The sequence below is a fragment of the Sulfurovum sp. TSL1 genome (genome assembly GCF_019972135.1).
Taxonomy (GTDB): domain Bacteria; phylum Campylobacterota; class Campylobacteria; order Campylobacterales; family Sulfurovaceae; genus Sulfurovum.
Genome location: NZ_BPFI01000001.1, coordinates 951,854 through 964,553, shown reverse-complemented (window position 1 = coordinate 964,553; position 12,700 = coordinate 951,854). Strand labels below are relative to the sequence as shown.

Here is a 12,700-nt window from a genome sequence, read left to right as displayed (position 1 = left end):
TTATATAAAAACGCCCTGAACGAAGTGAGGAAGTGCCCTTGGGGTAGAAAGAGGAAACAACTCCACAGTTTGGGGTGTGTGGAAGTCTTGCCAAACTAAAAAAATGGATATGAAATGAATTACAGTACCTGGTTTGAAGCACATGGACAGAAACACAAGAATATCATGAAGAAACTCGAAGCGTTGAGTGATGATGAAGTCATTGCATACTTCAGGTTTGAAAATATGGTAGAAAAAGAACCCGATTTCTGTTTCCTCTACAAAGAGAAGAAAAAGTGTCACGAGATGGAAGTGCTGAACTGCTACCTCTGTGCCTGCCCCCATTTTCGTTTTAATGATGAGGGACTTTCCAAAGAAGGCAATCAAGTGCTCTACAGCAGATGCAGCATCGAATCTAAAGAGGGTGCACAGTTCGTCTCTGATGATGCCACGCATCAAGATTGCAGCGGCTGTACCGTGCCCCACCATGAGGCCTATATCAAGAAACACTTTTCAAGAGACTGGTTCTCCATTATGAGAAAGGTTAAACAAAATCAAGTATAATCGCTTTACATTATTTTATTCGAGTTAAAGGAAGTTCAATGGCTATTGAAACAGTGACAAGTACAGAGGCATTTAAACAATTGGTAACAGATGTTACTTCACAGGCAGGATACAAAGAGCCTATCGCATTTGGTATCGCAAGAGTGGATAGAGGTCAGAAAAATGCTGAGAAAATACTTCAGGCGAACTTTGGACTTATCAACTGGAAAGAGAACTTTGGAAGTGCTGCGGTATTTATCAAAGCACTGCAGGAAGCAAAGTGTGAAGTAGACTTTTCAGGGAGTGAATTTGTAGCAACGATCAACGATAACTTTGTAGAAAATGCTATGGCAGCCTTTGCTCCATATGTTGCAGAAGCAACCGGTGATGCACACAAAAACGTACAGGTGATCAAAACACTTGCACATATGGAAGACATCGGTAAAAACTTCAGAATCGTATTTTTGTTCGAAGATGCAAATCCCGGATCTGTAGAAGCAGTCTATCTTAAACTTTATGCGCTTTCTCAAAGCAAAGCAGAACTGAGAAAGGTCAACCTCAATGGTGCATTTGGTATCTTGTCAAATGTGGCATGGGTAGGGAATACACCGTATGAACTGGATTACCTCAGAGAAAATGAGATCGAAATGAAACTCAACGGTACCTATCCTGCTGTGGATGCTGTCGATAAATTCCCAAGATACTTGCAGCATGTGATCCCGGCAGATAATACACGTATATTGGAAGCGTCAAAAGTACGTATGGGTGCGCAGCTTGCTGCAGGTACTACAGTGATGCCGGGTGCATCGTACATCAACTTTAATGCAGGAACACTCGGTCCTGTGATGGTTGAAGGACGTATCTCCTCCTCTGCTATCGTAGGTGCAGGTTCAGATGTCGGTGGTGGTGCGAGTATACTTGGTGTCCTTTCGGGTACGGATGGAAATCCTATCAGCATTGGGGAGAACACACTGCTTGGTGCAAACTCAGTTACGGGTCTTCCGTTGGGTGATGCATGTATCGTGGATGCGGGTATCACTATCCTGGCCGGTACTAAGATCAAGATCGCTCCGGAAGAGTTGGCTAAAATTTCTGCAGCAAATCCGGATGCTAACCTTGAGCATAAAACCACATTCAAAGGTGCAGAGCTTCAAGGGCTTAACGGGATTCACTTTAGACAAAGTTCGACTACAGGTGAGATCATCGCGCGAAGAAGTACGAGAGAAGTGAAGTTGAACGCTGATTTGCACTAAGCAATAGTATCTCTTGTCAAATAATGACTGTTTGATAATTGGAGTTTTCTTTCTACTTTTCTAGAAAAGTAGGCAAAAGTCGTCACGGCTCTCGAAACACTTCGTTTTCAAGGGCGTTCGCAACGACATAATTTATATTAATCTTGGGAGCATAGTATGCGTGTGGATAAATGGTTGTCGGCTGTGAATGTGGTGAAACGTCGTACTATTGCTACGGATATGCTAAAAAGTGGTGTGGTTTATGTCAATGGACTGAAGGCTAAAGCATCGAAGAATGTCGCTGTGGGGGATACAGTGACCATAGAGTACCTTAAGGGTCCGAAGTCTTATGAAGTGCTGCAGATCCCTACGACCAAGACCATACCTAAGAGCCAGAAAGAAGACTTTGTCAAAGAGCTGTCAAATTAAATTGGAGAGTAAAATGGGTATCAGAGAAGAGTTTGAAAGACTGTTTAACAATGAAATGGGTATAGAGGAAGCAAGGGCTTTTCTTGTAGACCTGTATGAAAAAGGTGAGAGCGGTAGTGACATTGCTGCGGCTGCTTCTGTCATGCGCGAACACTCCATTAAACTCTCTTTGTCTGATGCACTGAAAGAAAAAGCCATCGACGTGGTGGGAACAGGCGGAGATAAAAGCGGAAGTTTTAACATCTCTACCACCGTATCGCTTCTTCTGGCGTCTTTGGGATGTGTTGTGGCTAAACACGGGAACAGAAGCGTCACTTCCAACTCAGGGTCAACCGATGTCCTTGAAGCACTGGGCATTAAGCTGGATCTTAGCATAGAGAATAAAATAAATATGCTTGAAGAGACAGGCTTTTGTTTTTTCCCTGCCACAGACCATCATCCTGCGATGAAGCATATTATGCCCGTACGTAAGTCCATCGACCATCGTACGATATTTAACATTCTTGGACCCTTGAGCAATCCTGCCGGTGCAGAGAAATACCTTTTAGGAGTATTTGATCCTTCCTACGTTAAACGCATAGCGGATGCACTGGTTGAACTTGGTGCCAAACGTGCCTGTGTTGTCAGCAGCCATGACGGTATGGATGAGATCTCGATTGCCTGTAACTCCTCTTTTGCCTATGTAGAGTCCAACCGTATATTGGAAGGTGAGATCAATCCGGAGAGATTCGGATTTAAACTGGCTCCTAAAGAGGCTATTATGGGTGGAGATGCACATTTTAATGCACAGATCACACGCGATATATTTTCAGGTAAAGAGCAAGGTGCAAAAAGAGACATCGTACTGCTCAATACAGCCTTTGCATTGTTTGTAGACGGCCATGTACGTGACATAGAAGAGGCAGTAGAAATGGCTAAAAACGGACTTGAGAGCGGTAACGCCAGTGCACATCTAAGGCATATGGTTACGATCAGCCAACAACTAGCAGGAAGTAATGCGTAGTGAAAGAGATACAAGCATCGCTGGATGAACTGGATAAAGTGGTCAATTACCTGGATGAAACACTTCCCTCCAATGCGATCGTTTTTTTAAGAGGTGATCTGGCTGCAGGAAAAACGACACTCACACAGGCCATAGCCAAAGCCAAAGGGATCGAAGGAGAAGTGACTTCCCCGACCTTTTCTCTGCAGCAGTGTTATGGTGCCAAAGACGGCAGCAGTCTGTACCACTATGACCTGTACCGTTTAGACCATGAAGCGTTTATGCAGATGGGTCTTTTTGAAGAATTTGAAAAGCCGGGTTGGCATATGGTAGAGTGGGGTTCTGATGCGCTTAAAGCCTTTTTAGAAGGTGTAGGCTATAATGTTGTCACCATAGAGATCGAACCCTTGGACAATGAACGAATATACAAGATAGAGAATTAACAATGCATACACTTGAAGCTAAAAACCTTGCCAAAACCATTAAAAAGACAAAGTTGGTGCATGATATCTCTTTAGTGGTGAAGAGTAAAGAGATCGTAGGGCTTCTTGGCCCAAACGGTGCGGGAAAGACCACTTCATTTTACATGGTATGCGGATTAACGGATGCGACTGAAGGCCAGGTTTTTTTGGATGGAGAAGAGGTGACCAAACTGCCTCTAAGTGCCCGTGCACAGATGGGTATAGGGTATCTGCCCCAGGAGTCAAGCATTTTTAAAGACCTGACGGTAGAAGAAAATCTGCTTATTGCCGCTGAAGCACTGAACCTGGATAAAAAAACGATCCAGCCGCGTATTGAAAAATTGCTTGAGATCTTCAACATTGAACCGATCCGTGCCCGTCTTGGGATACGCCTCAGCGGGGGAGAGAGAAGAAGGGTTGAGATCGCCAGAGCACTGGTAGGGGAACCGAAGTTCTTACTGCTGGACGAACCTTTTGCCGGTGTGGATCCCATAGCAGTACTGGATATACAAAACATTATCAAACAGCTGGTGGATCTTGATATGGGCATTCTCATTACAGACCACAATGTACGTGAAACACTGGGCATCTGCGATAGGGCCTATGTGATGCGAAGCGGTGAAATGTTAGCGACAGGTACCAGTGATGAAGTGGCCAATGACGAGAATGTGCGTAAGCATTATCTTGGTGAACATTTTACCTTTTAGGATGAAGTGTTAAGTGCTGCGTGCTTAGTGTTACGAATGATTGGAATTCTTATTGAAACTCTCTGAAGTGAAAACCCTTTTAGACAATGAAGTGAAAGCCAGGAACCACAGTGCTGAACTCTCTTTGGAGAAGCCCGATCCTCTTTTTATCGCATCCCAATACCAGGATGAATCCATCGCGCTGATCTGTGCACTGTTCGGCTATGGCAATGCAGGGTTGATCGTCCAATTTTTGCAAAGTTTGGATTTTTCTTTATTGGATGCCAGTGACGAGCAGATACGCAAAGCACTCTCTTCCCACTATTACCGTTTTCAAAACAGTGAAGATGTTGCTGCCCTTTTCATCGCTTTGAAACGTCTGAGAGCGTTAGAGAGCATTGAAGATATCTTTTATAGCGGGTATAAAAAAGAAGAGAATATTCTGGACGGACTGTGGCATTTTATAGAGAGATTACAAACGGTCTATCCCAGGCAGACACGCGGGTACAATTTTTTGGTGGGCTCCATCCCCAAAAAAGTACTCTCCGCAGGGACCTACAAGCGTTATATGATGTACTTGCGCTGGATGGTACGAAAAGATGCGTTAGATATGGGTCTATGGTCCAAGATAGACAAAAAAGATCTGCTCATGCCTCTGGACACACATACCTTTCAGGTCTCAAGACGTTTGGGCTTGCTCAAACGCAAAACGTATGATATGAAGGCCAGTATCGCATTGACAGATACCTTGCGTACCTTTGATCCAAAAGACCCGATCAAATATGATTTTGCACTGTATCGTCTGGGACAGGAGAAATTGGTTTAGTCTCTGTGACAATCAACATTCTTTATTTTACATACGATCAGGAGATCCCTTTTTGCACCCGTTTTCGCCATTTGTAGAACTCATGGCTGATGAAAAGGATGATCGGGAAGGGGAGCAGGATCCAAAGTTCTCTTGGCGGTATGTAGGCCGTATGAAACACTTTTTGTACCGGTTCAAAACCCAGAAGCATCCATATCCAGAGAAACTCCATGACCATTGCGCCCAGAAGCAGCCTGTTATTCGTCCAGCCGACACTCCAGGCGGAGAACTCCCAGCTTCGCATCGTCCAAACATTGACCAGTTGGCAGCTGACAGCGCCCAGAAGGGTCATCGTCATTGCCTGCGAATGCAGCAGAGGATCATTGAGTTCGACTGTACCGTATTGCCAGCCATGAAGCACTAAAAAACTGATGAAAGCGACCATGGCGGCGGTCGCTTCGATGATACCGATAAAGAAGTAGCCCCGTTTGAAGACTTCCCAGTCCAGGATCTTCTCACTGCTTCCCACGGGTGGACGCTTCATGATGTTCTTTTCAGGCTTTTCGCTTCCCAGTGCCAGGCCCGGGAGCATATCGGACCCCAGGTCTATAGAGAGGATCTGGATCACGGAGAGCGGCATCGGGATCTTGAAGAAAAACTGAAGAATGTAGGGAACGATCTCGGGAACATTGGATGACAGGATATAGGTGACAAATTTCTTGATATTAAAGTAAACGGTGCGTCCTTCTTCGATAGCAGCGACAATAGAGGTAAAGTTGTTGTCAAGCAGGATCATATCGGCAGACTCTTTGGCAACATCGGTTCCCGCACTACCCATAGCGATCCCGATATCGGCCCGTTTCAGTGCCGGGGCATCGTTGACCCCATCACCGGTCATTGCCACCACCTCTCCGCTGTACTGCAGGGCTGTGGCGATCTTCAGTTTTTGGCTGCTTGCCATACGGGCAAAGAGAAGGGTCTCATTTTTGAGCCGTGTTTCCAATGCCCTTTCACTGAGTTGTTCCACTTCAGGTCCTGTCAGCACGGCATCAAAATCGAGATCGATCTTTTTGGCAATGGCCTGTGCTGTGGTAGGGTTGTCCCCGGTGATCATCATGGTACGGATACCTGCTGCTTTACACTGTGCTATGGCTTCTTTGACCTCCGCTCTTGGCAGGTCCATCATGGCAATGATCCCCAAGAGTGTCAAGCCTTCCTCCTGTGTAGTGTGATTTTTTGCGATAGCCAAAACACGGTAGGCTTCATTTTCATACGCTTCGGCTCTTTGCTGCAGATGTTTTTTACTTTCATCATCAAAGGGTTTGACACTACCGTCTTTGTCCACAAAATGCGTACTCTTCTTAAAGATGACTTCTGTGGCCCCTTTGGCATAGAGTCTCTCTTCGCCCGATATGACACAGGTGGTAGACATCATCTTTCGTTCACTTGTAAAGGGGATCTCACTGTTTTTTTCACAGGCATTGATGTCAATATCCGCCTTTTGGGCGGCTGCAACAATGGCAAGCTCTGTCGGGTCTCCGAACAGCTTTCCCTCTTCGATGCGGGCGCGGGAGTTCACTGCTCCGGCGAGCAACAGTTCCTCCATACGGGATCGGGTACTTTCGTTTTTATGCTCAAAACTGAAATCTCCCTCGGTGGCATAGCCTTCACCGCTGAGCGTCACTTCTTCTCCTCCTGCCAAAGTGAGCTCTTTGAGTGTCATTTCGTTATAGGTCAGGGTGCCTGTCTTATCGGTACAGATCACTGTAACACTTCCCAAGGTCTGGACCGAGTCCAGATTTTTGATCAGTGCATTGCGCCGTGCCATACGCTGGGAAGCAAGGGAGAGGGAAAGGGTGATCGTAGGAAGCAGACCCTCCGGGACATTGGCTACGATAAGTGAGAGTGCGAAGATACCCGCCATGAGAAGACTTTGATGAGAGAATATGCCTAAAAGAAAAAAGACCATACCCATCGCCAAAGCAATCACGGTGAGGATACGGGTGATATGGATCACCTCTTTTTGCATTGGTGTCAGGGTTTTCTCGACATTCTTGGTCAGTGTTGCGATCTTACCGAATTCCGTTGCCTGTCCTGTGGCCGTGACAATAGCGCTTCCACTGCCTGATACGACAGTGGTTCCTGCAAAAACCATATTTGTGGCATCCAGGGGCCTTGTCGCACTGCTCTGGTCTCCAAGCTCCCGTTTGGTGGGTTTTGACTCACCGTTCAGGGCAGAAGTATTGATGTAGAGTTTAGTTTGCTCTGTGAGGACAGCGTCAGCAGCGATCTTATCTCCCTCTTCAAGTAGAATGATGTCTCCTGGGACCAGCATTTTGGCATCGACGGTCAGTCTGCTTCCTTCCCGTAGTACCGTAATCATGGTAGGCATGAGGCTAAGCAGTGCTTCCATGGATCTATCTGCTTTATACTCCTGCCAAAAGGTAAATGTGGCATTGATGATCACAGCAACGATAATGGCATAACCCAGAATATCATTGCCTTGATCCGGAACATAGAAGTCAGCGATAAAGGCTAAAAGCGAAGCGACTTCCAAGAGAATAGCGAAGAATTGTACATACTGTTTGAAATAGGCTTTGAGATAACTCTTTTTTCTGCCACTTTCTATCTCATTGGGTCCAAAACTCTCTAATCGGCGCTCAGCTTCTTTATCGGTCAGTCCTTCTGCCCTGGTCTGGAACTTCTCATAGAGCGCCTTTTCGTCCAGTCTGTAAGGTTGCATCTTTACCTCTCTTTGGGATAGTAGGCAATGGTATTGACAGAGGCCTCACACATGAGTTTCTCTATAGGCATCTCCCTGTTGAACACAGAGGTGAATGAGAGCCGCCGGGCACCGATAATCACCAATTGTGCCGTGGATTTGGCAATATGGGTAAGAACGCTCTGGGTTTCATTTTCAGTAAAACCGTGTTCGATATGGAGCGTGAAGGGCATAAAGTGTGAGAGTTTCATATAATGCCGGAGATTGTAGTTGATCTCTCCGATCCGTATTCTGGCTTTGTGTATATCAACGGCAGAGAGTGCCATTCTTGACATCACCGATACAGCATAGATCTCTCCTTCAGCTTGATAGGTAGAAGCCATAGAGGCAAAAAAGGCGAATTTTTTGACCGAAAGTCTATCCTCTTTGATAGAAAGGATCATCTTGTCAATATCTACAATTGCACTTATATTGACGATACGTACAATGGCGATATCCGCATTGAGATCCATTTTCGTTAATGCTTCGCTGAAGGAGCCGATGATAGGACTTTTATGTTTGCGTGTACAGCAGAATATCACATCGGTATCGATACCGGCGAGAAACGTTTTGACCGTATTGTGAGATGCGTCTTCAAGGATGACGGTTTCAGTTTGAACCTCTTGAGAAAGTGCCAGTGTGCTGATGCGATCCATACTTGCCCTGACATCATCAAGATCATCTTTTTCGTTTTGACTGTGAAACAGGAGAAGGGGAAGGTCTTGACCCTTAGCATACCTGAGGGCATATAAAGCCATACTCTCAGCTGTAATGGTACCGTTAAGTGCAGCGATGACTTTCATAGAGAATCTCCTTCCGGTAAGAATAGATCTATCATCAGTTGGCAATAATCATAACACGATATCACATCTAGTATATTATATCATGATGATGTACCAAAATGAAACAGGCGGAGATCTTCTTTTTATTGTATCGATACTTAGTCAAAACTAAGCAATAAAAGGGTACAATCCCGCAATATAAACTTACAAGAGGATGTTTTAATGGAAGGTGTATTTACTTACCTGGGCGCTATTTTCGGTCACGGGCAAATGCTGTTTGTTGCACACTTGGTTGTAGTGGCAATCATTATGATCGTTATAGCTAAAATGGCAACAAAGAGTCTTAGAGCGGTACCGACAGGTACACAAAATGTTATGGAAGCATACCTTGGCGGTGTGATCGCTATGGGTAAAGATGTGATCGGTGAAGAGCTTGCGAGAAAGTATCTTCCACTTGTTGCAGCCGTTGGACTCTTTATCTTTGTTTCAAACGTGATCGGTATTATCCCGGGATTTGAAGCGCCGACTTCAAACATCAACATTACATTGCCTTTGGCACTTTTAGTCTTTTTCTACTACAACTATGAAGGGATCAGAGAAAATGGTGTGATCAAATACTTTGCACACTTTGCAGGCCCAGTGAAACTATTGGCACCGTTGATGTTCCCGATCGAGATCGTTTCTCATATTTCAAGAATCATTTCACTTTCATTCAGACTTTTCGGTAACATCAAAGGGGATGACCTCTTCTTGTGGGTACTTCTTATGTTGGTACCTTTCATTGCACCACTTCCTGCATACCTACTGCTTACGTTCTCTGCTTTGCTTCAGACGTTTGTATTCATGATCCTTATCTATGTGTACCTTGCAGGTGCCGTAGCGGTTGATGAGGCACATGAAAAAGCACCAAACCCTATCGTAGATACAATGGGTGCTGTGTAACTTTTTATGAGACTGCAAAATGGACCTTTGAGTTTTGTAGTGAACTTTCTCTTAGGCGTGGCATGGGCATCCGTCCTGCTGGGTGCCATCACTTCATTTCTCGCTTTTTATCCGGAGAGTTTCCTTTTAGCATTCGTATCAGCCTTTATAGGTGCACTACCGGGTATGATAGCTGTACTTTTACTTGAACATATCATCACAGGAAAAGAGAGATACCTGGAACTGAAAAAACAGACGGCACTGCTTGAAAAAATTCTCGAACAAAAAGAGAACCACAACGACCAATGATCAGGTATGCTATCACTGACCCCTCTACCTTAGATTTCAACCATTTAGAACATGACCTTAAAAGATTTTCCCAAAAAGCTTCCATGATCGTCTACCGGGACAAATCCAATGTCTCTAAGCACGAAGCTGAGTTCGTTCAAGCAGCGAAAGGGTTTGATTTTGAAAAAGTCCTCATTCATGGCGATCCTTCCCTGGCAAAGGCTTCAGGGGCTGACGGCGTACATTTAAGCAGTCTGAAACTGGATGAAATAGCGGATGCAAAAGCAATGCACCTCTTTGTTGTGGTCAGTACGCATACGATCGAAGAGCTCAAAAAAGCAGAAGCCTTAGGTGCAGATATGGCAACCTTCAGCCCTATCTTTGAAACCCCGGATAAAGGCGCGCCGGTCGGACTGGAAATGTTGAGATCTGCCACGTCTCAGGTCAATTTACCTGTGTTGGCCCTGGGGGGTATTTTGACAGAGGAGCAGATAGACGCGTGCGAAAGATCCGGTGCAAGCGGTTTTGCTTCTATACGGTATTTTGGAGCGTAGAAATGTCACGGGTCCCTTTGATGCTTATGTCTCTCATAAGTCTCTTTTTCTCAACGCTTCTGCCTGCCGAAGAGATAGCCGCAGACTTCAGGGTCGAGTATGGGATATTTGGTCAAGTAGGGAAGGCACATGCCCTGCTTAGATCTGATGACAGATATTATATGATTGAAGCCAATGTATCTGCACTGGGCATAGCAAAAGCAGTGACAGATGATCTTAAAGAGAGACATATCTCGAAGGGACACATTTCAAAAGGTTTCCTGGTGACAGATATGTATCAGATGATCAAATCTTTCGGTCCCTATACGACTACGACGATCTACAGTGTGGACCATAAAAAAAAGAGCGTGACACGCCAGTATAAAAGATGGAGATACGATCAACAGACCGTCAATGAGACAGAGAGACTCGATTATTATGCTGAAGATGACCTGCTGACCCTGTTTCTGAATCTACCTAAACATATCAAAGAGAAATATACGCCTAAAAAGTATCAATTTAAAGCGGTAGGCGAAGACCGTAAAAATGGCCGGGTAGATATCACGATACCCTCTAAACAAACTTTAAAAGAGATCATAGATTTTGTGGGTGAGGGGCAAGAGGGTGATTGGTACAGCAGGGTGGTAATGCATCGTAAACTCTATGATAGCAAACAAGGTGAACTTGATGTAAGGATCGGTAAAGAAGGGCTCGTAGAAAAAGCGGTCCTGAAGGATCTGATCTTCTTCGGAGATGTACGTATCATCAGGCAGTAGTGGAGCATAAACTCTCTTAAATAAGCAAAACGCTATAATCTATCTCATTAAACACGCGTTATATTTATAAGGATCATTACTATGTTTGAAACCGTCATCGGTCTTGAAGTACATGTACAACTTAACACTAAAACAAAACTTTTCTGCTCTTGTCCCACCTCTTTTGCAGAGCATCAAAACAGCAATACCTGCCCTACCTGTCTGGCACTTCCGGGTGCTTTGCCGGTGGTCAATAAAGAAGCCGCGATCAAAGCGATGAGACTCGGATATGCGATCAATGCCGATGTGAACCATGATTCTGTATTCGATAGAAAATCCTATTTTTATCCGGACAGTCCGTCGGCCTATCAGATCACACAGTTGACAAAAGCGATCGTACAGAATGGTGAGCTCTTCATCGACCTGGAAGACGGTACGCAGAAACGTATCGGTATGACCCAGGCGCATCTTGAAGCAGATGCAGGGAAGAACATGCATGAAGGCAACCACTCGAAAGTGGATCTGAACCGTGCGGGAACACCTCTGCTTGAGATCGTATCTCAACCGGACATGCGAAGTGCCGATGAAGCGGTTGCCTACTTGAAGAAACTCCACTCAACGGTACGATACCTTGACATTTCTGATGCAAACATGCAAGAGGGATCGTTCAGATGTGATGTGAACGTTTCCATCCGTCCCAAAGGACAGGAAGCGTTTGGTACAAGAGTAGAGATCAAGAACATCAACTCATTCAAATTTGTGGCTGCTGCGATAGCCTATGAGGTACAAAGACAGACCGAAGCGTATGAAGACGGTGTGTATGCACAGGAAGTCTATCAGGAGACACGTCTTTGGAATGTGGAAGAGGGTGTAACAAAATCGATGAGAGGGAAAGAAGAGGCTGCGGATTACCGTTACTTCCCGGATCCGGACCTGCGTCCGCTTATCGTGACGGATGAGATGATCGCTGAAGCGAAGATCATGCCCGAACTCCCGGATGCAAAAGTGAAGCGTTATGTAGAGGAACTTGGGATCAAGTCATATGATGCCCATGTGATCACTTTAGATAAAGAGATGGCATACTATTTTGAAGAGATGCTGGAAAATGGTGCTGTGGCTAAAACAGCGGTGACCTGGTTGACCTCTGAACTGCTTGGACGTCTGAACAAAGCAGGCATCTCTATAGAAGATTCTCCTGTAGATGCCAAAACACTGGGTACCCTGGTCTCTAAAATAACGGATAATACTATCTCCGGTAAAGGCGCCAAAGAGATCCTTGACCATATGATGGAGAGTGAGAGCCGTGATATCGATGGATTGATCGATGAACTTGGACTTGCACAGGTCAGTGATGACAGCGCTATCTTGGACATTATCGATGAGATACTGGCTGCGAATCCGGAAAAGGTTGACGAGTATAAAAGTGGTAAAGACAAACTCTTTGGTTTCTTTGTCGGACAAACCATGAAAGCAAGTAAAGGGACTGCAAATCCCGGTAAGGTCAACGCGTTACTGAAACAAAGACTGGGATAAAAATAGGATG

The 12,700-nt window shown here is 45.1% G+C and carries 14 protein-coding genes; 12 read left to right on the top strand and 2 right to left on the bottom strand.

Translation table 11 applies throughout. The features are described from left to right. Positions 1 to 114 precede the first annotated feature (114 nt). From LDM98_RS04720 to LDM98_RS04690, 7 genes are all read left to right on the top strand, one after another. The gene (locus tag LDM98_RS04720) at positions 115 to 543 is read left to right on the top strand and encodes a hypothetical protein (protein ID WP_223898194.1); all 429 of its coding nucleotides are present in this window, start codon (positions 115 to 117) and stop codon (positions 541 to 543) included. Positions 544 to 581: 38 nt separating this feature from the next. Continuing rightward, positions 582 to 1,775: a tetrahydrodipicolinate N-succinyltransferase N-terminal domain-containing protein gene (locus tag LDM98_RS04715; protein ID WP_223898193.1), complete on the top strand. Its 1,194-nt coding sequence runs from the start codon at positions 582 to 584 to the stop codon at positions 1,773 to 1,775. Positions 1,776 to 1,931: 156 nt separating this feature from the next. Beyond that, positions 1,932 to 2,183: an RNA-binding S4 domain-containing protein gene (locus LDM98_RS04710; protein WP_223898192.1), complete on the top strand. Its 252-nt coding sequence runs from the start codon at positions 1,932 to 1,934 to the stop codon at positions 2,181 to 2,183. Positions 2,184 to 2,196: 13 nt separating this feature from the next. Continuing rightward, entirely contained in the window at positions 2,197 to 3,186 is a 990-nt protein-coding gene (gene trpD / locus LDM98_RS04705) for an anthranilate phosphoribosyltransferase (protein WP_223898191.1), read from the top strand. Then, on the top strand, positions 3,186 to 3,608 hold the full coding sequence (gene tsaE / locus LDM98_RS04700; RefSeq protein WP_223898190.1) for a tRNA (adenosine(37)-N6)-threonylcarbamoyltransferase complex ATPase subunit type 1 TsaE: 423 nt from the start codon (positions 3,186 to 3,188) through the stop codon (positions 3,606 to 3,608). The genes trpD and tsaE overlap by 1 nt, the downstream gene beginning before the upstream one ends. Before the next feature lie 2 nt (positions 3,609 to 3,610). Further along, positions 3,611 to 4,333 carry an LPS export ABC transporter ATP-binding protein gene (gene lptB, locus LDM98_RS04695; RefSeq protein WP_223898189.1) on the top strand — a complete coding sequence of 241 codons (723 nt, stop codon included), beginning with the start codon at positions 3,611 to 3,613 and terminating at the stop codon, positions 4,331 to 4,333. Positions 4,334 to 4,385: 52 nt separating this feature from the next. Next, positions 4,386 to 5,138 (top strand): TIGR02757 family protein, encoded by a 753-nt coding sequence (locus LDM98_RS04690; protein ID WP_223898188.1) that lies wholly within the window; start codon positions 4,386 to 4,388, stop codon positions 5,136 to 5,138. Positions 5,139 to 5,175: 37 nt separating this feature from the next. Here the strand turns inward: LDM98_RS04690 and LDM98_RS04685 are convergent, their stop codons facing one another. Further along, on the bottom strand, positions 5,176 to 7,860 hold the full coding sequence (locus LDM98_RS04685) for a cation-transporting P-type ATPase (RefSeq protein ID WP_223898187.1): 2,685 nt from the start codon (positions 7,858 to 7,860) through the stop codon (positions 5,176 to 5,178). A gap of 2 nt (positions 7,861 to 7,862) precedes the next feature. Then, positions 7,863 to 8,681, bottom strand: coding sequence for a universal stress protein (locus tag LDM98_RS04680; RefSeq protein ID WP_223898186.1), 819 nt, complete (start codon positions 8,679 to 8,681; stop codon positions 7,863 to 7,865). A 201-nt stretch (positions 8,682 to 8,882) separates the two neighbouring features. Between LDM98_RS04680 and LDM98_RS04675 the strand changes: the two genes are divergently transcribed. From LDM98_RS04675 to gatB, 5 genes are all read left to right on the top strand, one after another. Beyond that, positions 8,883 to 9,602, top strand: a complete 720-nt coding sequence (locus LDM98_RS04675) for a F0F1 ATP synthase subunit A (protein ID WP_223898185.1) — start codon at positions 8,883 to 8,885, stop codon at positions 9,600 to 9,602. Positions 9,603 to 9,608: 6 nt separating this feature from the next. After that, positions 9,609 to 9,890 (top strand): hypothetical protein, encoded by a 282-nt coding sequence (locus tag LDM98_RS04670; RefSeq protein WP_223898184.1) that lies wholly within the window; start codon positions 9,609 to 9,611, stop codon positions 9,888 to 9,890. Then, a complete protein-coding gene (locus LDM98_RS04665; RefSeq protein WP_223898183.1) occupies positions 9,887 to 10,423 on the top strand; it encodes a thiamine phosphate synthase in 537 nt (178 codons plus the stop codon). Before LDM98_RS04670 ends, LDM98_RS04665 begins: the two co-directional genes overlap by 4 nt. Positions 10,424 to 10,425: 2 nt before the next feature. Continuing rightward, a complete protein-coding gene (locus tag LDM98_RS04660; RefSeq protein ID WP_223898182.1) occupies positions 10,426 to 11,178 on the top strand; it encodes a hypothetical protein in 753 nt (250 codons plus the stop codon). Between the two features lie 81 nt (positions 11,179 to 11,259). Further along, entirely contained in the window at positions 11,260 to 12,690 is a 1,431-nt protein-coding gene (gene gatB, locus LDM98_RS04655) for an Asp-tRNA(Asn)/Glu-tRNA(Gln) amidotransferase subunit GatB (protein ID WP_223898181.1), read from the top strand. Positions 12,691 to 12,700: the final 10 nt, after the last annotated feature.